The organism is Prevotella denticola, assembly GCF_900454835.1.
Taxonomy (GTDB): domain Bacteria; phylum Bacteroidota; class Bacteroidia; order Bacteroidales; family Bacteroidaceae; genus Prevotella; species Prevotella denticola.
In genome coordinates, this window is the sequence record NZ_UGTM01000001.1 from 1,290,148 (window position 1) to 1,312,547 (window position 22,400).

Annotated in this window: 18 protein-coding genes; 11 read left to right on the forward strand and 7 right to left on the reverse strand. The window is 50.9% G+C overall.

Annotated elements, in window-relative coordinates:
- Positions 1-118 precede the first annotated feature (118 nt).
- A complete protein-coding gene (locus tag DYH27_RS05470; RefSeq protein ID WP_013671131.1) occupies positions 119-1,543 on the reverse strand; it encodes a CCA tRNA nucleotidyltransferase in 1,425 nt (474 codons plus the stop codon).
- A gap of 479 nt (positions 1,544-2,022) precedes the next feature.
- Between DYH27_RS05470 and DYH27_RS05475 the strand changes: the two genes are divergently transcribed.
- The 9 genes from DYH27_RS05475 (at position 2,023) to DYH27_RS05515 (ending at position 10,547) form a co-directional block, all read left to right on the forward strand.
- Positions 2,023-2,571 carry a DUF1599 domain-containing protein gene (locus DYH27_RS05475; protein ID WP_025067775.1) on the forward strand — a complete coding sequence of 183 codons (549 nt, stop codon included), beginning with the start codon at positions 2,023-2,025 and terminating at the stop codon, positions 2,569-2,571.
- Positions 2,564-4,684 (forward strand): BT_3928 family protein, encoded by a 2,121-nt coding sequence (locus tag DYH27_RS05480; RefSeq protein ID WP_025067776.1) that lies wholly within the window; start codon positions 2,564-2,566, stop codon positions 4,682-4,684. Before DYH27_RS05475 ends, DYH27_RS05480 begins: the two co-directional genes overlap by 8 nt.
- Before the next feature lie 75 nt (positions 4,685-4,759).
- Entirely contained in the window at positions 4,760-5,434 is a 675-nt protein-coding gene (locus DYH27_RS05485; protein ID WP_025067777.1) for an SPOR domain-containing protein, read from the forward strand.
- 116 nt (positions 5,435-5,550) lie between these two features.
- Positions 5,551-6,144 (forward strand): GTP cyclohydrolase I FolE, encoded by a 594-nt coding sequence (folE, locus tag DYH27_RS05490; RefSeq protein ID WP_025067778.1) that lies wholly within the window; start codon positions 5,551-5,553, stop codon positions 6,142-6,144.
- 33 nt (positions 6,145-6,177) lie between these two features.
- Positions 6,178-6,795 (forward strand): DUF4840 domain-containing protein, encoded by a 618-nt coding sequence (locus DYH27_RS05495; protein ID WP_025067779.1) that lies wholly within the window; start codon positions 6,178-6,180, stop codon positions 6,793-6,795.
- A gap of 76 nt (positions 6,796-6,871) precedes the next feature.
- Positions 6,872-7,516: a hypothetical protein gene (locus DYH27_RS05500; protein WP_013671126.1), complete on the forward strand. Its 645-nt coding sequence runs from the start codon at positions 6,872-6,874 to the stop codon at positions 7,514-7,516.
- Between the two features lies 1 nt (position 7,517).
- On the forward strand, positions 7,518-8,267 hold the full coding sequence (locus DYH27_RS05505) for an exodeoxyribonuclease III (protein WP_013671125.1): 750 nt from the start codon (positions 7,518-7,520) through the stop codon (positions 8,265-8,267).
- A 12-nt stretch (positions 8,268-8,279) separates the two neighbouring features.
- Positions 8,280-9,035, forward strand: a complete 756-nt coding sequence (locus DYH27_RS05510) for an SGNH/GDSL hydrolase family protein (protein ID WP_013671124.1) — start codon at positions 8,280-8,282, stop codon at positions 9,033-9,035.
- 30 nt (positions 9,036-9,065) lie between these two features.
- A complete protein-coding gene (locus DYH27_RS05515) occupies positions 9,066-10,547 on the forward strand; it encodes an MBOAT family O-acyltransferase (protein WP_029216486.1) in 1,482 nt (493 codons plus the stop codon).
- Positions 10,548-10,940: 393 nt separating this feature from the next.
- Here the strand turns inward: DYH27_RS05515 and DYH27_RS05520 are convergent, their stop codons facing one another.
- From DYH27_RS05520 to xpt, 6 genes are all read right to left on the reverse strand, one after another.
- On the reverse strand, positions 10,941-11,450 hold the full coding sequence (locus tag DYH27_RS05520) for a toxin-antitoxin system YwqK family antitoxin (protein ID WP_025067780.1): 510 nt from the start codon (positions 11,448-11,450) through the stop codon (positions 10,941-10,943).
- A gap of 300 nt (positions 11,451-11,750) precedes the next feature.
- Positions 11,751-12,860, reverse strand: coding sequence for an energy transducer TonB (locus DYH27_RS05525; RefSeq protein WP_025067781.1), 1,110 nt, complete (start codon positions 12,858-12,860; stop codon positions 11,751-11,753).
- 36 nt (positions 12,861-12,896) lie between these two features.
- Positions 12,897-13,418 carry a DUF4251 domain-containing protein gene (locus DYH27_RS05530; protein WP_029216487.1) on the reverse strand — a complete coding sequence of 174 codons (522 nt, stop codon included), beginning with the start codon at positions 13,416-13,418 and terminating at the stop codon, positions 12,897-12,899.
- A gap of 46 nt (positions 13,419-13,464) precedes the next feature.
- Positions 13,465-13,923: a hypothetical protein gene (locus tag DYH27_RS05535; protein WP_025067782.1), complete on the reverse strand. Its 459-nt coding sequence runs from the start codon at positions 13,921-13,923 to the stop codon at positions 13,465-13,467.
- Positions 13,924-14,385: 462 nt separating this feature from the next.
- On the reverse strand, positions 14,386-15,729 hold the full coding sequence (locus DYH27_RS05540; RefSeq protein WP_029216488.1) for a nucleobase:cation symporter-2 family protein: 1,344 nt from the start codon (positions 15,727-15,729) through the stop codon (positions 14,386-14,388).
- Positions 15,730-15,889: 160 nt separating this feature from the next.
- Positions 15,890-16,462: a xanthine phosphoribosyltransferase gene (gene xpt, locus DYH27_RS05545; protein ID WP_013671117.1), complete on the reverse strand. Its 573-nt coding sequence runs from the start codon at positions 16,460-16,462 to the stop codon at positions 15,890-15,892.
- Positions 16,463-16,683: 221 nt separating this feature from the next.
- On the opposite strand from xpt, the gene DYH27_RS05555 reads away from it, so the two are divergent.
- A complete protein-coding gene (locus DYH27_RS05555) occupies positions 16,684-18,753 on the forward strand; it encodes a TonB-dependent receptor plug domain-containing protein (RefSeq protein ID WP_029216489.1) in 2,070 nt (689 codons plus the stop codon).
- Positions 18,754-19,277: 524 nt separating this feature from the next.
- Positions 19,278-22,379: a SusC/RagA family TonB-linked outer membrane protein gene (locus tag DYH27_RS05560; RefSeq protein ID WP_013671115.1), complete on the forward strand. Its 3,102-nt coding sequence runs from the start codon at positions 19,278-19,280 to the stop codon at positions 22,377-22,379.
- Positions 22,380-22,400 lie beyond the last annotated feature (21 nt).

A 22,400-nucleotide genomic window follows, 5' to 3' on the forward strand; every position in this document is an offset into this window, starting at 1 on the left:
TCTCTAAAAACAACACACGTTGAAAACCGAATAAACACCTATCAGTTTCCAACGTGCAAAAGTACACATTAATATCGGAAGTTCCCGCATTCATAGTTCCCCTTTTAACAATATTTGTCTATATCAGTTCCAGTTCTGCGGCCTTCTTCCTCAACAGTGCCAGCAGAGGTTCACGCTCATTGGGCACCTGGTTGTCGAGCACGGCATCCTTCAGCGTCTGCTTCAGCGTCCCCACCTCTCTGCTCGGTCTGAGATGGAACATCTCCATAATCTCATTGCCGTCAATGCAGGGCTGCAGCAGACGTTTGTAGTCGCGCTCCTTGAGGTCCCTGAGCTTCTCGCGGACAATGCGGAAATTGTCAAGGAAGCGTTTCTTCCGTACAGCATTCTTGCTTGTTATGTCTGCTTCGCAGAGCGTCATCAGGTCGTCAATATCGTCGCCGGCATCGTTCATCAGCCGGCGGACAGCCGAGTCCGACACCTCCTCGTCGGCGATGACGATCGGCCGCATATGAAGGTCGACCAGCTTCTGCACATACTTCATCTTGCTGTCCATCGGCAGCTTCAGCCGCCGGAAGATAGCCGGAACCATTTTCGCCCCCACGAAGTTATGGTTATGGAAAGTCCAGCCGGCTGCCGCATCCCAACGCTTGCACTTCGCCTTTCCTATGTCGTGCAGCAGGGCGGCCCATCGCAGCCAGAGATTGTCCGTATGCCTGCAGATGTTGTCCAGCACCTCCAGCGTATGGTAAAAATTGTTCTTGTGCGCCCGTCCGTTCCTTGTCTCGACCACATCCAGCGCGACGAGTTCCGGGAGAATGAGCTGCAGAAGCCCGCAGCGGTACAGATCGACAAAGCCCTTGCTGGGTGTCGGTGTCATCATGATTTTGTTCAGTTCCTCCTCGATGCGTTCCCCGCTGACGATTCTGATCCGGTCGGCATTGCGTTCCAGGGCCTCGAAGGTTTCATCCTCAATGAGGAAATTGAGCTGTGTGGCAAAGCGCACGCACCGCATCATGCGCAGCGGGTCGTCAGAAAAGGTAACGTCAGGGTCGAGCGGTGTACGGATAATGCCGTCCCAAAGGTCGTCGACACCGCCGAAAGGGTCGACAAGCTCGCCGAAGCGTTCCCTGTTCAGGCAGACGGCCAGCGCATTGATAGTGAAGTCGCGGCGGTTCTGGTCGTCCTCCAGCGTACCGTCCTCCACGACAGGCTTCCGGCTGTCGTGGCTGTAACTCTCCTTCCGTGCCCCGACGAACTCCACCTCCGTGTCCTTATACTTCACCTGTGCCGTACCGAAATTACGGAAGACGGACAGATGCGCCTTCTTCCCCAGAACGGACTTCAGCTCGCTTGCCACCTGAATACCGCTTCCCACGACCACCACGTCAATATCATTCGACGGACGTTCCAGGAACAGGTCGCGCACATAACCGCCTACCACATAGCATTCAAGGCCCAGTTTGTCGGCCGCACCTGAAATATGATGGAAAATATCTTTATCTAAAAGCTGTGCCAGTTCGGCATCTGAGAGATCTCGCATAGAATAATGTTGTTTTTTATAATATAAAAAGCATTGCAAAGTTACACAAATTACTTTAGTTCTACAAATGATACGGAGAATAAGGTGAAAAACGAGCAGACCTCCACTGTATCATCAACTGCACATTTGAAGGATAATTTCATAAGATAAACAAATACAACGAAAAAAGTATATGCAGCAAACATTCCCAACCGCTTGGGAATGCGAGTCCCAAGCCTCGGGACAGCTGTTCCCAAGCAATCGGGAATGCAAGTCCCAGGCGGTCGGGAATACAGTAGCTGTCGTGTGTGGTTACGACCACACCATAGCTACCATCCTGACTGCCGGGTGTCTGTTTGTGTAACCGGTCATCCTGCGACCCCGCCTTGCCGACACCCTATCGATGCCTTGCAATCACCTTTCCGTATGGGAATAGTTGTTAATTCATTCGTTTATTACAATGAAAATAAGTATTTTTGCAGTCAAATCAAGATAAGACAATGACAAGTCAACAGACAAAGACACAGCAGGAATTTCAGGACGTGCTCGCTGAATGCAGAAGCCTTTTTGCAAAGAAGCTCCACGACTATGGCGCATCATGGCGCATCCTGCGCCCATCATCCCTCACCGACCAGCTTTTCATCAAGGCGAAACGCATCCGATCGCTGGAAATCACGGGGGAGAACCTGGTGGGAGAAGCTGTCCGTCCGGAGTTCATCGCCTTGATCAACTACAGCATCGTGGGACTTATCCAGCTGGCAAAAGGCTTTGTCGACAGCGTTGACATGAGTCCGGACGAGGCATTGGCACTCTATGACAGCTATGCAAAGGAAGCCTACGAGCTGATGATAAAGAAGAACCATGACTACGGCGAGGCATGGCGCGATATGCGTGTAAGCAGCTATACCGACCTTATCCTCACGAAAATAGAACGCATCAAGGAAATCGAGGACCGCGGCGGAGAGACACTCGTCAGCGAGGGTATCGATGCCAATTACATGGACATAATGAACTATGCCGTTTTCGGGGCCATCAAACTGCATGAATAAAACCAAGTCCATATCGGTAAATGTGTGCCGTGCGCTGCTGGCACTGACGTTCATCTTCTCGGGATTCGTCAAGGCAATCGACCCGCTGGGATCGCAGTACAAGATTGCAGAATACCTGGAGGCCGTACAGCTGTCGGCATACGTCCCGGACTGGGCACAGCTGATGCTGGCCGTGGGACTGTCGGCCGTAGAGTTCACACTGGGCGTACTGCTGCTGCTCGCCATCCGCCGGCGGCTGGCAAGCAAGGTGACTCTGGCATTCATGGCAGTGATGACGGCCGTGACGCTGTGGCTCACCGTCAGCGACCCCATACAGGACTGCGGCTGCTTCGGCGATGCCATACGCCTTACGAACACACAGACGTTTCTCAAGAATGTCGTCCTGCTGTCGGCTTCTATCGTCCTGACACGATGGCCGCTGTATCAGGTGCGGTTCATCTCGAAGACCAACCAGTGGATAGCCTTCTACTTCACCATCGCCTTCATCCTCACGGCTTCCCTGTTGAGCCTCTACCACCTTCCCATCTTCGACTTCCGCCCCTATCACATCGGCCAGAACATCAAGAAGGGAATGGAGATACCGAAAGGGGCGAAGCAGACTGTCTACAAGACCACCTTCATCTGCGAGAAGAATGGCGTTACCAAGGAGTTCACGGAGGACAACTACCCTTATGACGACTCGACATGGGTGTTCAAGGACACCCATCAGGAAATCCTGGAGCAGGGCTACGAGCCGCCTATCCACGACTTCTCCATCACCGACCAGCAGACCGGCGACGACCTGACGGACAGCATACTGACCCGGGACGGATATACCTTCCTGCTCATCGCCCCCGTGCTGGAGCGTGCCGACGACAGCAACTTCGGCGAAATCGATGCCGTCTACGAATACGCCAAGGAGAACGGATACGGTTTCTACGGTCTCACAGCCAGTACTGAGAAGGCCGTGAAGCACTGGCGGGACATCACCGGTGCGGAATATCCTTTCTATACGACGGACGGCACGACACTGAAGACCGTCATCCGCAGCAATCCGGGGCTGGTGCTGCTCTACAAGGGAACTATCATCAACAAATGGAGCCACAATGACCTGCCGCAGCAGGCCGAACTCAACGCACCGCTCTCGCTGATAGAAACCGGACGGGAACCGGAAGACAGGACATGGACAAAGATTGTACTGATCATCGTCTGCTATGTCTTCCCACTGGCTTTCCTGATTGCTGCCGACCGCATCTGGTCGTGGACAAGATGGGTGCGAAAACGTGAGGAATGGCTCAGGCAGAAGGAAGACTGGCTGAAGCAGAAAGAACAGTCAAACAAATTATATCAACTCTTAAAACGTAAAAGACAAATGAGAAAGAAAATTGTAGCAGGTAACTGGAAGATGAACGAGACCCTGCAGGAGGGTGTCGCACTGGCAAAGGAAATCAACGAGTCGCTGAAGGCAGAGAAGCCGAACTGTGACGTTGTCATCTGTACGCCGTTCATCCATCTTGCAAGTGTTGCACAAGTGCTGGACAGCAGCCTCGTAGGTCTGGGTGCAGAGAACTGCGCCGACAAGGAAAAAGGTGCCTACACGGGCGAAGTGTCAGCAGCGATGGTAAAGAGCACGGGCGCACAGTACGTCATCCTCGGGCACTCGGAGCGTCGCCAGTACTACGGCGAGACAGCAGAGATTCTGAAGGAGAAGGTACGTCTGGCACTGGCCAACGGCCTGAAGGTCATCTTCTGCTGCGGCGAGACCCTCGAGGAGCGCGAGGCTGAGAAGCAGAACGAGGTGGTAAAGGCAGAACTCGACGGTTCCGTATTCAACCTCACGGCAGAGGAGTGGAAGAGCATCATCCTCGCTTACGAACCGATCTGGGCCATCGGTACCGGCAAGACCGCCACATCCGACCAGGCGCAGGAGATGCTGGCTTACATCCGTTCAATCGTTGCAGAGAAGTACGGCAAGGAAGTGGCCGAAGAGACCTCCATCCTCTACGGCGGCAGCTGCAAGGCAAGCAACGCTCCCGAACTGTTCGCCAAGCCTGACATCGACGGCGGCCTGATCGGCGGTGCTTCGCTGAAGGCTGCTGACTTCAAGGGCATCATCGATGCTTGGAAGAAGTAACCAACAGAAACAAAAAAAAGGATTCTATTGGCCTTCTTTTGCGCCAATAGAATCCTGTTTTAACTATTACAGATAATGAAAAGACTCCTTACAATCATAATGTTCATGCTGACAGCCGTTGTGGCGGCAGATGCCCAGGGGTCGGTGACGGTGACACAGAGTGCCGAAATCGACGCACTTGTCAACGGAAAGAAAGCAGCAAAGAAAACGAACAAAGACCGGAAAAAAGTAGAGAGTCAGCATGAGACAGCACGCCCGGCGGTCAAGCCACAGGAAACAAGGCAGCTGGCTGTACCTAAGCTCAACGACCACAAGCCGGAGATCGCACGGCCGGACAACAGCACCCTGCAGCCCCGTGAGGCTGTGAGGACAAAACTGGTAAAACGTTTAGTCAGAAGACCGCACGTCCCTGCACCGGACGAGATGGAAGACACGCGTCTTGTGACCAGACGAGTCAGGAAAGGGATAAAGAAGGTGAGAGGATTCCGTGTACAGGTCTTCAGCGGCGGCAACACACGCATAGCACATCAACAGGCGGACAAAGCCGGACAGAAAGCCAAGGAACTGTTCCCTGAGCAGCCGGTGTATGTCCATTTCTATCCCCCGCGCTGGATGTGTCTCGTAGGCAACTTCACCAGCTATGATACAGCAAGAAGAGTCATGCGGGCCATCCGCAAAGGAGGCTACCCGCACGCCAACGTAATCCGCACGATGGTGACCATCAAGACTTCACAGTTTGTCGACAATTAAATACAAGTTACACCTTATATAATATAACAGCGACAGCCAGACTATGGGAACAGGCAATATATCCCGGACAAGATATGCCCACCCAAGGGACGCTGTCAACCAGAAACAAGAATAATATGACTCCAGAAACACAATTCCGTGAAGGATTAGATGAACTGGCAGCACATTACCGAAAGGTGCTCACTCTCTTAGGAGAGAACCCTGAAAGAGAGGGATTGGAGAAGACCCCGATGCGTGTTGCCAAAGCTATGCAGGTATTGACACGCGGCTATACGCAGGATCCGCACAAAGTATTGACCGATGCGCTGTTTGAAGAAAAATACAATCAGATGGTCATTGTCAAGGACATTGACTTCTTCTCCATGTGCGAGCATCACATGCTGCCATTCTATGGCAAGGCGCATGTGGCGTACATCCCGAACGGACACATCACGGGACTGAGCAAAATCGCCCGTGTCGTGGACATCTACGCCCATCGGCTGCAGGTACAGGAACGCCTGACGGAACAGGTCATGCAGTGCATCAACGACACGCTGAAGCCACAGGGAGTGATGGTTGTCATAGAAGCAAAGCACATGTGTATGCAGATGCGTGGCGTGGAAAAGCAGAATGCTATTACCACAACAAGTGCATATAGCGGTGTATTTGAATCAAGCAAGACACGTAATGAGTTCATGGACTTGCTGCGTGGAGAAACCAAGAGAATATAATTTAAACACTATTATAAACTAAAACTTAAAGACATGAAAAGAACAATGAATACCACTGTAGTTGTAGTCTGCGCACTTGTAATAGCATTGTTTACTGCAAGTTGCTCAAAAGACAACGACATGACAGATGCTGAGAAAAATGCAACACAGGCTCTCAACAACATTGCTGGAAACTATAAAGGTAACTTGGCTGCCACTTATGGGATAACAACAACAAACTGGCCGGGAATCAATTGGACTGTAGACAAGAATTCTACCATTACAGTCAACAACTTCCCATACCAATTGTTGGCAAATGGAGTCTCTAAGAATACTGCATCTTCGCTATATACTACTCTCGCTAACGAGAAGCAAAGACCGCTGAAATTGTATATTACGACCGTACAACCACAAGACAATAAGGTGTTTTTCAACTTATCATCTAACTTCAAGTTTGATATTACAACAGCCAACGAAACTTATGAATTAGCAGGTGCCGTTTCCTTTAACAATAAGCAGTTCAACAGTAGTTATACAATGAACAACTCTGAAATGCAAATGCAATTCACTATATATAAACTGGTGAAAATAAACAAGGCACATGCAACTGCAATTATACAAGAGGATTTTGATACACCTGTTAGCTTCTATCTGGAAGGATATAAGATGTAAATGAAAATTTATTTCATGGGATATAAGACGAGTAGTCTACCTTTACTATAAGATAAAAACATTAAAACAAAAGTATATGAAAAAGATTATGACACTTGCAGCTATGGCACTATGCACCCTCACTTTATGCCTCACAAGCTGCTCAAAAGACGACAACGGAGATAAAGAACTATCAACCGAAAAGTTCATTGAAGAACAAACAAAGATCTTAAACATCATTTCCGGCAAGTATAAAGCGCTTATTCGTGCCAGCGGAAAGAATGGAGGCCTTTTTGCCTATTCAAATTTGACAATCGACAAGAACGGACAAGTAGTTTGCAAAGATTTTCCTTACGAAGCACTCGCTCTTGGAATTTCTGAGTTAGACAACAATAAAGAAGCTATCAGACTTCGTTCAGCGTTAACAGCAGCTCCAACAGCCCCTCTTTCTTTCCGACTCTTAGGTGACCCCAAAACAAAGAAACCTGCAGATTTCTATGCACTCCCGATAATCAAAACAACCATCAAGAACGATTATGGTACTTATAACATAATCGGACACATGAAGACGGATGTCCTCAGGGCACACTATGACGCAAAGACGTCCAGCCTTACAATGACTTTTATCATCAACAAGCTAACCAGAGTTATAGAACGACAGGGAAACTCTGAATATAAGGACCAGACAAAATTTACCCACCCTGTTGAATTTGAGATAAGTACATTAGAAAAGAAGAAATAGAATGAAGTTTATTTCATGGAATGTAAATGGGCTTCGCGCCTGTGTAGGAAAGGAATTTGAACAGCAATTCAAAGACTTGGATGCAGACTTCTTCTGTCTGCAAGAGACAAAGATGCAGGCGGGACAGCTTGACCTCAGCTTCCCTGGATACGAATCTTACTGGAATTATGCTGATAAGAAAGGCTATTCCGGTACGGCAATATTCACAAAGCATAAGCCGCTGAACGTAACTTATGGAATTGGCATTGATGAGCATGATCATGAGGGACGTGTGATTACACTCGAGATGGATGACTTCTACCTCGTAACCGTCTACACCCCGAACTCACAAGACGGGCTTCGTCGATTGGATTATCGTATGAAGTGGGAGGATGACTTCCAAGCCTATCTCCACAAACTCGATGAGAAAAAGCCTGTTGTAGTATGCGGTGACATGAATGTTGCCCATCAAGAAATAGACCTCAAGAATCCAAAGACGAACCGCAAGAACGCTGGCTTTACCGATGAAGAGCGTGAGAAGATGACCCAGTTGCTGGGCAATGGCTTCATTGACACCTTCCGCACACTCTATCCAGAGCAGGTAACCTACTCCTGGTGGTCGTACCGTTTTCGTGCGAGAGAGCGGAACACAGGCTGGCGTATTGACTATTTCCTCATTTCCGAACGTCTGCGAGACCGTCTCGAAGATGCCAAGATCCACACGGAAATCATGGGAAGCGACCACTGTCCGGTAGAAGTTGACTTGAAATAAAGACTTCTTCGTATGCGTGCCCAGACTAAGACTTTACTCCTGATGGCTGCTGTCCTGGCAGCCGTCATCGTCTATGCCGTTATCCCGACAGAAATAACAATGGGCAGTTACAGACTTCGCAAAATAACACTTGCCAATCTCTCACGGCCACATATTGAGAAGATACTGCCGACAAAAGACTCTGCAAAGAAGGTGCTCCACAACCAGACCGTACTCTTCATCGGCGACTCTATGGTAGAAGGTCTGTCACGCAGGATGGGGGATTACGCCGGTGAAAACGGACATAAGCTCTACACCGTCATCTGGTACAGTTCATCCACCGAAAGCTGGGGGACGACACATACACTGGAACACTATATCGCTCAATACAAACCGACGTATGTTCTCATCTGCCTTGGAAGCAATGAACTCTTCGTCAACGACCTTGCCAGCCGGGCGCAATATGTACGCAACATCGTGAAGAAGTTGGACGGCATCCCCTTTGTCTGGATAAGCCCTTCTGACTGGAACGGCGACACAGGCATCAATGATGTCATACAGGAGAACGTCGGAGCTGGGCATTTCTTCGATAGCCGTAATCTCAAGCTCAAACGTGGCAGGGACCATTACCACCCGACATGGGCGGCCGCTGCCTACTGGATGGACACTGCTGCCAGATTCATTGCCAGCCGGCAGTGTGCCAACCCGCTACAGCTGAACAAGCCCAACACCCACCATAAGGCAACCCGTACGAAGCTCCTGCAGCCTTCCTTCGAAGGTTTTAAATGAGACGGAGACAGCTAAAAACGAGACTGACTCATGGCAAATATAACACAGCTGACAACCACCTTGCTTGATTTCTTGTCCACACAAGACAAGAGCTGGTCGCTGTGTACGCTGGCGTTCATGGCATCCTTCCTCGTGTTCTTTGCCATTTATATCGGACTGAACCGCTACCGTCAGCCGTGGACAAAGGCATACGTCATCGCATTCAGCCTCTTCTTTGCCTACAAAGCCAATGGAATACTGATGCTCCTGCTCCCCATAACGGCAATCTCCTCATGGTATCTCACACGATTCATGATGCGGCTGAAGCGGGGAAAAATACGTAGGACAGGACTGTTCCTCGTTATCCTGACGGAACTGATGCCCCTGCTCTACTACAAATACACGAATTTCATGCTCGAGATTTTCCATGAAATCCTGCACAGCAACTTCTCTCCAGAGAAGATACTGTTGCCCGTGGGAATCTCGTTCTTCACATTCCAGGCCATCAGCTATACAGTTGATGTCTACAAGGGACGTTACCCCAAGACCGCAGAACTGACCGACTATACATTCTATCTCACCTTTTTCCCGCTCCTCATCGCCGGTCCTATCACCCGTGCCGAAGTTCTCTTGCCACAAGTCGAAATACCGAAGAAAAACATCGATGACGGACTTGTATATAAGGGACTGTGGCTTATTATTTGCGGAATGGTCAAGAAAGCACTTATCGCGGATTATATTGCACAATACAACAACATTGTCTTTGATGCCCCCACAATACAGACCGGCTTCGGTGACCTGATGGGTGTACTGGGCTTCTCGGTGCAGATCTACTGCGACTTTTCGGGTTACAGCGACCTTGCCATCGGTGTTGCAGCCCTCATGGGGTACGAACTGAAAGACAACTTCAACTTCCCTTACCAGAGCCTGAACCTCACCGAGTTCTGGCATCGCTGGCACATTTCCCTCTCCACATGGTTCCGCGACTATCTCTACATTCCTTTGGGAGGCAACCGGAAAGGGGCAGTACGCACCTATCTCAACAGTTTTCTGGCCATGATTGTCGCCGGCTTGTGGCACGGTGCTTCATGGATGTTCGTCGCATGGGGAGTCCTTCATGGCATAGGTCTGGTCATCCACAAGTTCTGCAATCTCAACGGTCTGAAGCACATCCCCGACCATCCGGCAGTAAAAGTCTTCAGCTGGTGTCTCACTTTCGGCTACGTAACCTTTGCGTGGATCTTCTTCCGCTCACCAGACATGACGACCGCCACGACTTTGATAACAAATATCATCCAGACAACAAGCTTCGCCGATGCCTATACCTTCCTTATGAAATATCCACTATGGCTCACTGCCGTTCTTGTCGTCCTCGAGCTTCACAGTATCCGGGAATCCGATTACAAGTGGCTGCAAGCAAAGTTCATCCATTCTCCATGGTTTGTCAAGCTGATTATCTTTGCCGTGGTTCTGCAAACAGTCATCAACTTCAGCCAGCACAGCATACAGCCTTTCATCTATACACAGTTCTGACACCGGACTGTAGAAAACATTTTCTGTAAAACGCTGAATTCCACACTATGAAATGGGAAATACAGGCACTCCATCATTAGGTCGAACTATCCTTGTCCTCTTCCACCCAACCATAAAACAATTTTTCTCCAAGATAAATTGTCCACGACAGGCTTCGCTCAGCTTGCCGCGGACAGGTTTTTATAGAGGATTTTACAATCCAGCTTGAAAAAAACAAGCTTAAAAAAAGTAACTCTGAAGCTGCGTCTCCCGACGTAGAGACATCAGATCTAATCCCGTAATATTAATTAAAAACACTTCTAATATATTACTGTGCAGGATTTAAAACGTCAGATATCAAGCCTCACAAAGCACAGATTACAGCTGTTCATGCCCATCGGGGACTGAAGCCCCCTACTGAAGCAGTTCTGCATAATGCTTGAGGTTCACTTTCTCCATCTTTCCATCGGGATGCGTCACCATCATATAGTTGAAACGGACCTGACCCGCTGCATAAGCAACAACCCCCACACTCCCGTCACGCAGGTTAAGCGTCAGGTAGCCGTCACGCTTTCCGTTCCGGTAATTGCAGTGCCACTTTTCCTTCCCATTAGGGTAGTAAGCCGTCACATGACCATCAAGTACCGTGTTGGCATCATTTCCCAGATCAAGGAAAGCATAGCCCCCTTCGAGCCGCTTCTGCCCGCTTGGATAAAAATCCTGGAAGATATCCCGTTCCTTTCCTTTGTAGGTCTCCTTTGCAAGAAGCCGGTAGTAGGCAGCTTCGTCACGGTCAGACACCACCTTCATCTGATGATTGTAGAATATCGTATCACGAGATACTACTACTGTCGTAACGCCTTCACGCGCAAAAGATGTCGCAGAAACCAGGCACACAAATGTTGCCAAAAGTAATTTTCTCATTGTTGTATAGGTCTTTAATTATCGTTTTGATACCGCAAAATTAGTGCTTAGAAACGATACCACCAAATAAAAACAGAAGTAATTTTTGATTATTTTTCAGGCCTCTGCAGTTGTAATTTACAACTGTTAGAAACATCAAAAAGTAAATAAAACAACCCGTATTTATTTGAAAAAGAAAGCAAACTATACAATATTCAGCAAGATTATGGGAAGAAATTGTCATTTTGTCAAATAGTTGACATATATCAACCCAACGTGTAACGTTCCAAAATAAGGACATTCCACTTTGTCATCAGGATGCTATTTGAAGTGCAGAATGAGCGGCAGGAAGTATCTCCTTGCCACCGGTTCTCCATTACGGACAGCCGGCTTCCACCCATACATCATCTGAAGGGCAGAGGCTACGGCACGGTTCAGCCGGATGTTACGGACTGTCAGGAACACGATATCCTTCAGGGATGCATCCTTATCGACAATGAAAGAGACGTAAACCTTTCCGTCAGACACCGGACCTGTCTGGAGATCGGTATAGGGAATATTCCGGCCGATGGCTGCAGCAATGTTTCCTTCGAACTGCGGCTGTGACTCTACAGAGAGAGAATCGTCAGGCGAGGAAAGATAGATGTCCTTAGCAGGAAGCATTTCCCTGCTGGCAAGCGGTATCGGCTGTTTCAGCCACTTCTTGAAATTTTTTGAGAAAAGCACATCAATAACCGCATTGTCAACCTCCGACCATACACCTCCGGCATTGTCTGCACCGAGGTCGAAAAGTGTTCGCTGCCCCATCAAGGCAAACTGTCCCGGAAGCATGTCCCAGTCAATCGAGTCGAAGGGGGAAGCATTCGAAGTGGTATCCAGCACTTCACAGAACTGGTAACGTATGCCGGCATTCTGCCACAGCCGTGTCTGGTTGAACACGTCTTTCTGTGTCAGCATCCGGTTGTTGAGCAGGTCGAAGGTAAAATACGAATGGTTCGAGACGACAACAGACGACTCATTGCATTTCTCCATCCGGGCAAGGAAGGAGATATACCTCCCCGGCTCCAGCCACAGACAGCGCAGGTGCATCTCACAATAACGCTGTATGAACGTCCTACCCTCCTCTATCGTCTGCTTCTCCTCGCCATGCGCTGACAGGAACGACCGCCGGCCGGCCTCATAACTGTCTGACGGCTGCCCGAAAAAGAACGTCGTAAGACTGCGCTGCAATTCAGGCAGCAGGGAACCATTCAGCCCTTTAGGCCATTCCATGTCCATGGAGATACAGGTCAATGTGTCGGCCTGCAGGCACAAATGGGTGGATGTCTCATAGAGCATGGCATCCCGGGAAGCGACGGCTGTCGACGGCTGTGCCGCTGCGACAAGGCTCACAGCCAAAGAGAGAAATAAGGGGAAAACTCTGCCGGTCATCGTTTATGAAAGATTGTCTGTCGTTTCTTCTGCACTTTATCTTCTCCTCGTAAAGGAATCCTCGAGCTGCATCTCGCCCGTAAAGCGGATGGACTCTCTTCCACTGGGGTTCACAATGAGCGAGGCCGCAGCATTGTCGAACACTTCCAATACGATCTGAAAGCTTTCATATTCGTTGCGCGTCGTCATGAAGATACGCCGTCCGTCCTTCATCGCCTCTTCCTTATAGCTCGTGAGCGGCTCCAAAAGATGCATGCCCCCACCCGATCCATAAGGCATCTGGTATACCCTGCCGATATAAGGGAGGGAAAGGCCGACCGAATCCCCACTCACCTCGATGCACCAGTCGTCTGTCATGTAAACGGAAGGACCGCGCATGGGATACATCCGGTCTACGAAAACACGATAACGGCGTTCACCCAGATGGGCTTTCACGGCGGCTGTCCGCAACTGCTCCACCTGTTTCCTGGGGACGGCGTTGCCCTCGGAATCATAATAAGTCGTAGCACAGCCTACTGCCAGGACGGCCACGAAAAGGAACAAGAACAAACGTTTCATTATTCACCTCACTTTCTTTTGAATCGATAAGTATTCTTTCCTCTGTCTATTCTATCTTCTCTATCTTCGGCGCACCCATCTTCTCTATGGCAGGAGCTGTCTGCCGGGCAGGAGGGTCAGAAGAGGGAACTGCATCAGGTGCAGGTGCAGGAGCAGGAACCGGAGCCTCACTGTGATCGTCCTGAAGGCTTCCACCGGCAGGCTTTTCCTCATCCGCCTTCGCAGCCTTTCCTTTATCTGCTTCAGCTGCCTTCTGCTCATCCGTCATCATGTCCTGCCTCGACAGTTTCGCTTTCGGCCAGAGGTAGTCGCCTACAATGTCTATCGTGTCTCTGTCGGCATTGCGCTGCAGTTCTTCCTCCTGAGCTTCATCGGTCAATGGGGTATCGTCCTCGGCCACAATAAAATTATAGGCCAGTCCCAAAAGGACAAGGACTACCAGTCCGCAAAGCATCTTGAAGGTCAGCGTACTGGTGAATTTACGTCGTGTGTGCTGATTTGACATCGTCTTGCTGTTTTCTTTCCAGTTAAGAATCTGTTTACACTTTCGGAAGAACAACTATCCATCTGTTCTCCTTCTATCTGCAAAGATAAACATTTAAAAGGAGAATCTGACGAAAGGAAGATAAAAAAAGTGAATCCAGAATCAGTATTCCAAATCATCCGAAAGGTATCTCTCAACAACAATTAAAAATAAGTTCTTAAAACCGTCAACCAAGTTTGAAAGCAAGACAAGAAGCAGTCACCCTCCAAACATTAGACTGCACAACCCGAAACATTAAACTACACTGGAAGACATCGTCCAGACTTTGGGAACAATGTTCCCAACCGATTGGGAATACCGTTCCCGGTCACTGGGAATGATGTTCCCAAAGGCTGGGAATGATGTTCCCGAGCGGTCAAATCATTCGTTACCTGTGTAGAACCGAAATGAATACAGAGCTGCTTGTACTTTAAGAAAGAGTGCCTATTCCTTAATGCGGATACACGCATTGGCAAGGATGGCTGTAAGACCGCCGGTGGTAATACCACTTGAAAAGATGTTCCGAATGACATCGGGCATCTTGTCGAGGATGCCGGGCACTAACTCCACGCTCAGGCCCATGGCAAAACTGATGGCCATGACGAGAACCGCCTTGCGTGTTATCTCCGTTGCGGCGATGATACGGATGCCTGCTGCTGCGACCGTACCGAACATCAGCAGTGTCGCTCCGCCCAGCACCGCATCGGGGATGAGCGAGAAAAGCTGGCCGACAACCGGGAAAAGTCCCAACAGCACCAATGCTCCGGCGATGAAATAACCTACATAGCGGCTGGCGACCCCCGTGAGCTGTATCATACCGTTGTTCTGGGCGAAGATGGAGTTAGGGAAGCTGTTGAAGACAGCGGCCAGGAAAGAGTTGAAACCGTCGGCAAGGACTCCTCCCTGCGCCCTTTTCAGGAAGACGGGACCCTCGACGGGTTCGCCCGATATAAGCGAATTGGCAGTAATGTCGCCGAAAGCCTCAACCGCCGTGACGAGATAGATAAGCCCCAGGCCGATGATCGACCCCACGTCGAAATGCAGTCCGTATTTGAAAGGAACAGGGATGTTCAGGTTTCCGGCACCGCTGATGCGTGAGAAATCAATCAGATGAAGCGCATAAGCGGCCACACAGCCTATCAGCAGACCCAGTACGATAGACCCCATACGCAGGAAACGGTTGGACGAACGGTTGAAGAAGATGATGCTCACCAGTACCAGCAATGCCAGCCCCAGGTTCTGCAACGAACCGAAAGTACCGCCATCGACCGCCGACTGACCGCCGCCGCAGGAAGTGATACCAGCCTTGATCAGGCACATACCGATGAGCGAGACGACGATACCCGATACCAGCGGCGTAATGATCTTCCGGGTGTAAGGCAGCAGACGACTCACCACCATCTCGACGACCGATGCCACCATGCAGGCACCGAAGATGTAGCTGAGCCCCAGTCCGACATCCATCTTGCCGCCGACCACACCAAGCATCCCTGCTCCGATGATCGGACTGATGAACGAGAAAGACGTTCCCTGGATGCAGAGCAGCCCCGTCCCGACCGGACCGAACCTGCGGCACTGGACGAAAGTGGCCAGCCCCGACACGAAAAGCGACATAGAGACGAGGAAGCCGGTGGTCTCCAGGTCGAACTTCAGCGCAGAGCTGATGATGAGCGGCGGCGTGATGATAGCGACGAAGATGGCCAGCAGATGCTGCAAGGCGGCAAACAGCGTCTCACGGAGAGGCGGACGGTCGTTCAGACCATAGATGAGTTCCTTGGACTTTTCCATTCTTTTACTTTTTAAATGCTATATACAATAAGGTGTACCATGCTTTAGGAAGCGGGAGGGGCTGGTATGCCACTTCAACGGCAGACGGATTCATCCTGCAACGGTAGCGGGCATGGAAGCCACTGAAACAAAAAAGGCGGGCACGAAGCCCACCTTGGTTTTATTCTTCTCTCAATTTGATTTCACAGTTGTCAAGCGACTCGATGATCGCCAGGCTCTCGCAGCGAACGCCTGCCGCCTCAATCACGTCACGCCCGTGCTGGAACGCTTTCTCGATGATGAAGCCCATTCCTACCAGTTCGGCACCGGCCTGCCGGCAGAGGTCGATGATGCCTTTCGCCGCATTGCCGTAGGCAAGGAAATCGTCGACGAACAGCACCTTGTCGCCTTCGCCCAGATATTCCTTGGAGATGACGACGTGGTATTCCCGCTGTTTGGTGAACGAGAAGACCGTCGTCGAAAGCATATCCCCCATTGTCGAGGGCTTCTTTTTCTTGGCGAAGACCACCGGGAGGTCGAGCAGGAAGCCCATCATGATGGCCGGTGCGATGCCGCTTGCCTCAATGGTGATGATCTTGTTGATTTCGGTTGACGCATAACGGCGGATGAACTCCACGCAAACCTGCTTCATCAGGTTAGGATCCATCTGATGATTGATAAACTTGTCTACCTTCAGGATACCGTTCGGAAAACATTTCCCATCCTTGAGGATACGGTCTCGTAATGCTTTCATTGTACAATTAATCGTTAGTCGGTTTCGGGAATTAATTGCCTGCAAAAGTACTAAAAAGATTGAACATAGCGGGTATGACATCCGCTTTTTTCACCAACTTCCCTGCAGAAAGGCACATTGACACCGACAGGTCACCGCAATTCCGAAAAGTTTTATTACTTTTGCAGCCGTTTGCCGGAAGGACAATGACTGTCCGAGCCGGCTTTTTATTCATTTTTTATATGTACAAACCAACAATTCAGAAGCGCAGCGCCCTGAAGTTCAAACACTTCTCCAACCACGGCTACTCGCTCTTCGCCGTTCTCGGCAAAGAGGTGCTGATTGGCGTACTGAGCGTCGCTACCTTGCAGCATGCTACTGCCAAAGGCATCAGCATCGAGGCTGACAAGGCCGAGACCGACTCGACTGCCAGCCGGAACGTGATGCTACAGGAAGTGAACGTGACGGGAACGCGCGCACCGCTGACAGTCAGTCAGCAGGCGAGAATGGTAACTGTACTGAGCCGTGAGGATATCCAGGCGGCGCCGGTACAAAGTGTAAATGATCTGCTGAAATATGCCGCCGGAGTTGATGTCAGGCAGAAAGGTCCTCTGGGAGCCTTGACCGACGTAAGCATCCGCGGCGGCAACTCCGAGCAGATCACCGTCCTCCTCAACGGCATCAACATCTGTGATGCACAGACTGGGCACAACGCCTTTGACTTCCCCGTCGACATCAGCGAGATTGAACGGATCGAAGTTCTCGAAGGCCCGGCAGCCCGCGTTTACGGCACATCTTCTTTACTGGGTGCCATCAACATCGTAACCCGGACACCGGAAAAGACAAGCCTTTCCGCCCATGCAGAGGGCGGTTCCTACGGCTACTTCGGTGTCGGCATACGGGGAAACATCGCATCCGCCAACCGGTGGAACAACCAGCTGTCGGCCTCTTACACCCGCAGCGACGGATATCTCCGCAGCAAGGCCGGCAGCCTCAATGCGGATTACCGTACGGCAAAAGCCTTCTATCAGGGCAACTACACGGATGAGGACATGGCCGTGAGATGGCACGCCGGACTGAGTGTAAAGGACTTCGGGGCAAACACTTTCTATTCCGCACGGTATGACGACCAGTTTGAACATACCTTCAAGACCTTCACCGCTCTGCAGGCCGAGAATCTGCACGGACGCTTCCACATCCGCCCGTCCATCTACTGGAACCGCAGCATGGACCGCTTCGAGCTTTTCCGTGATGCCCCTGACAAATATCCGTTCAACTATCACCGTACCGACATCTATGGTGTGAACCTCAATGCTTATTTCGACTGGACGCTCGGACGGACGGCTGTGGGTGCGGAACTCCGCAACGAAGACCTCGTCAGCGGCAACCTCGGCGAACCGCTCTCCCGGCCGAAACACATCCACGGGACAGACCGTGACTACACCGTAGGACTGAACCGGACGAACATCCAGTTCATCCTTGAACACAACATTATCCTCGAACGTTTCACCCTCTCTGCCGGTCTGATTGCCGTCAGGAACAGTCAGGCGGATATGCCCATGCGTGTCTATCCGGGCATCGATGCCAGCTACCGCATGGGAAACTGGAAGCTGTATGCCTCCTACAACTCGTCGCTCCGTATGCCGTCGGTCACGGAACTGTTCTATTCCGTCGGCGGCTACAAGGCCGACAAGCATCTCCGTCCGGAAGAACTCTCGGCACTGGAAACAGGCTTGAAGTACGATGACAAGGGCATCACCGCAAAGGCAAGCCTCTACTGGAACCATCACCGGAACCTCATCGACTGGATTTCCGACGGCACCAAGGATGCCAATGGAGCACTGGTATGGAAGAGCGTGAACTTCGGGACAATCAACGACTTCGGTGTGGAAGCAGCGGTCGACCTCAACCTCCACCAGCTCCTCCCCACCCAACGTTTCTTCAGGAAGATAGGTGTAGCCTATAATTTCATCAACCAGGACAAGGCCGAAGAGAAAGGCAATGTGAGCAAATATACCTTGGAATACCTGAAGCACAAGCTGGTCTGCACACTCCAGCTCAACCTCTGGCACAGCCTCGACCTCGGTCTGAACTACCGATTCCAGCACCGCATGGGAAGCTACATCGACACGAACAACGAGCGGCACGATTACAGAAGCTACGGCATCGTTGACGCAAGGATGAGCTGGAATGCACAGAAGTGGGCGGCATACGTCGAGGGGAACAACCTCTTCGGAACGCATTACGTCGACTACGGAAACGTACCGCAGCCCAGTGTGTGGGTCGTTACAGGTATCAGCATCCATCTGTAAGCCTCTATCTTATATTGGCTTATGAGTCTTCCCAATAACCGGGGAAGAAGCCTTTTGCTTTCTACATTAATAAAAGGAGTGAGACTGTATCAAGACAATGACTTTGATACGGTCTCACCCCTTTGTGGTTGATACAGCCAGACGTATAATCACTCACATAACGGTGAACACGTACATACAGCGAGACAAGCCCCATAAGACTAAAACAACGTATGAGAACAAGTAACAGCATTCTTCCGACAACTACTAAAATTAACTTATAGATATTTACGTATGTTAATTATCGGGCGTCGAATGCGTAATTCCATCCCCTGAAATGTTATATTTGTAGTATAAAACCTAAAAAGGGGCAATTGTGTCCGGCCGGTTCATGGAACTTTCCCATATCCTCATCCGGGACAGAGGCACACCTAAGCAAACGGTATCATCCGGAAGCAGAGAATACAACGTATTCCACTGACTACGATATCCCCTGACAGGTTTCACCTAAATCGAATAAGATTATCAACAAATACAAATTACGAATGAGAAAAGGAAAGATTCTACCAGTAAGTGTTTTCCTGTCTTGCTGCTGTCTGAATGCTTTTGCCAGCAGTCATGCCGGTCTGTCCGGCAACTTTGGCAAGAACGTTATTGCCGCAGCTGTAAAGGCGAATGCCTCAAAGATTCAGGGGACACAGCAGTCGGATGGTGATGTAAAGGTCACCGGAACCATCGTTGACAACACGGGCGAGCCGGTCATCGGCGCAACGGTCCGTGTCAAGGACACGCAGAACGGCACGACAACCGACCTCGACGGCAAGTTCGCACTTACGGCGCACAAGGGTGCGACACTTGTCATCAGCTATATCGGAATGAACACCGAGGAAGTGAAAGTCACCGGCAATGCTCCACTGACGGTTACGCTGAAAGCCGAGGCACACCAGATTGAAGAGGTCGTGGTAACGGCTCTGGGTATCAAACGCTCGGAAAAGGCATTGAGCTACAACGTACAGAAAGTAGGCGGTGAGAGCCTTACAACGGTCAAGAACCCCAACTTCATGAACTCTCTCTCCGGCAAGGTGGCCGGCGTGAACATCAACGCCTCTTCTGCCGGCATGGGTGGTGCTGCCCGCGTCGTGATGCGCGGTCCGAAATCCATTACCCGCAGCAACCAGGCGTTGTACGTCATCGACGGTGTACCGGTGAACAACACTTCACAGGGTGAAATCAGCGGCGGCGCATTCAGTTCGCAGCCGGGTTCGGAAGGCATTGCCGACATCAACCCCGAGGACATCGAGTCGATCAGCGTCCTCAGTGGTCCTGCCGCTGCAGCCCTCTACGGTTCGGCTGCCGCACAGGGCGTCATCATGATCACCACCAAGAAAGGCAAGGAAGGCAAGGTGAGCGTGACGGTCAGCAACAGTACACAGTTTGCCAACCCGTTTGTGATGCCGGAGTTCCAGAACTCCTACGTCAACCGTGCCGGCGAGGTGAAGTCGTGGGGTGCCAAGACACCGTCGGCCTACGGCAACTACGAGCCCAAAGACTTCTTCAATACCGGTACGAACGTACAGAACAACGTGTCGCTGACTGCCGGTACCGACAAGAACCAGACCTACATCTCCCTGGGTACGACGAACGCAAGAGGTATCATCCCCAACAACAAGTACGACCGTTACAACTTTGCGTTCCGCAATACGACAACGTTCCTGAACGACCGGATGACGCTCGACTTCAGTTTCAACTACATTAAAGAGCACGATACGAACCTGACGGCTCAGGGCCAGTACTTCAACCCGCTGACAGCCGTCTACCTGTTCCCACGCGGTGAGAGCTTCGATGCCATCCGCACATTCGAAATCTACGACGAGTCGAGAGGCATCAATGTGCAGAACTGGAACTTCGGCGACGCATTGAGTATGCAGAATCCTTACTGGGTGGCAAAGCGCATGGTACGCTCCAACAACCGCAGCCGCTACATGGTCAGCGCAAGCCTGAAGTACAAGATTTTCGACTGGATGGATGTAGTGGGCCGCCTGCGCTGGGATGATGCCAACACGAAGCAGGAGGACAAGCGATATGCTTCTACCACGAACCTCTTTGCCCACTCAAAATACGGTTTCTACGGATATGACAAGGTGAACGACCGTTCCCTCTACGGCGACTTGATGTTCAACATCAACAAGACGCTGGACGACTTCTCCGTATCAGCCAACCTCGGTGGTTCGTTCTCTCGCATCAAGTACAATGTAACCGGTTTCCAAGGCGGTCTGAAAGCTCCGTCCAACCTGTTCACACCGAACGCCATCGACTACGGTACGGCTACGGCAGACAACCGTCCTATTTATACTGACAATGCCCACAAGATCAACTCCCTCTTTGCCAACGTCGAACTGGGATGGCGCAGCATGCTGTTCATGACCCTCACCGGTCGTAACGACTGGGATTCGGCACTGGACGGTACCGACAACGTGTCTTTCTTCTATCCGTCAGTAGGTATGTCCGCCGTCATCTCGCAGATGGCGAAACTCCCGTCATGGATCAGTTACATGAAGGTACGCGGCTCATGGGCATCGGTAGGTTCGGCCATCTCGCCCAACATCACCTCACCGTGGCGCTACGTCTACAACCCGGCATCCGGCACTTACAGCACCGTTACCTACAAGTTCCCGAAGAACTTCCGTCCTGAGCGTACCAACTCGTGGGAGGCTGGTCTGACGACACGGTTCTTCAACAACGCTCTGACCTTGGATGTCACGCTCTATCAGTCGAACACCAAGAACCAGACATTCCTCCGTCCTATCACCGGCGGACAGGGATTCACTTCCGAGTATGTACAGACCGGTAACGTGCGGAACCGCGGTATCGAGCTGTCACTGGGCTACAACCACACATGGGGCGACTTCGCATGGAGCAGCAGCTTCACTTACAGTGCCAACCGCAACAAGATCGTCGAGCTGCTCAACGACCCGAACGAAGTCATCAACCAGGGCGGTCTAAATGGTGCGAACATCATCCTGAAAAAGGGCGGCACGATGGGAGATGTCTACATGACGAGCGACTTCAAGCGTGACGCTGAAGGCAACATCGCTGTCAAGGACGGCAATGTATCACAGGTGAACCTTCCCAACCCATCCTACCGTGGCTCCGTACTGCCGAAGGGCAATATCGGTTTCTCCAACGACTTCTCATGGAAAGGCTTTAACCTCGGTTTCGTTGTCACGGCACGCTTCGGCGGTATCGTCATGTCGCAGACACAGGCGCTGATGGATGCCTACGGTGTTTCCAAGGCTTCTGCAGAGGCACGCGACAAGGGTGGCGTAGCCGTCAACAAGGGTCTGGTTTCAGCCGAGAAATACTACTCTGTAGTCGGTGGTGACAACCCCATCTGGTCTGAATACATCTACAGTGCAACCAACGCACGTCTCCAGGAGGCCCACCTCTCTTATACTTTCCCACGCCGAATGCTTTCCGGCATGGAGCTGACGCTCGGTCTGACAGCCAACAACCTGTTCATGATCTACAACAAGGCACCATTCGACCCGGAGGCAACAGCGTCAACAGGAACCTATTACCAGGGCTTCGACTACCTCATGCAGCCGAGCCTCCGCACACTTGGTTTCAACGTAAAACTGAAGTTCTAACTATCACACTGATTTAATCAA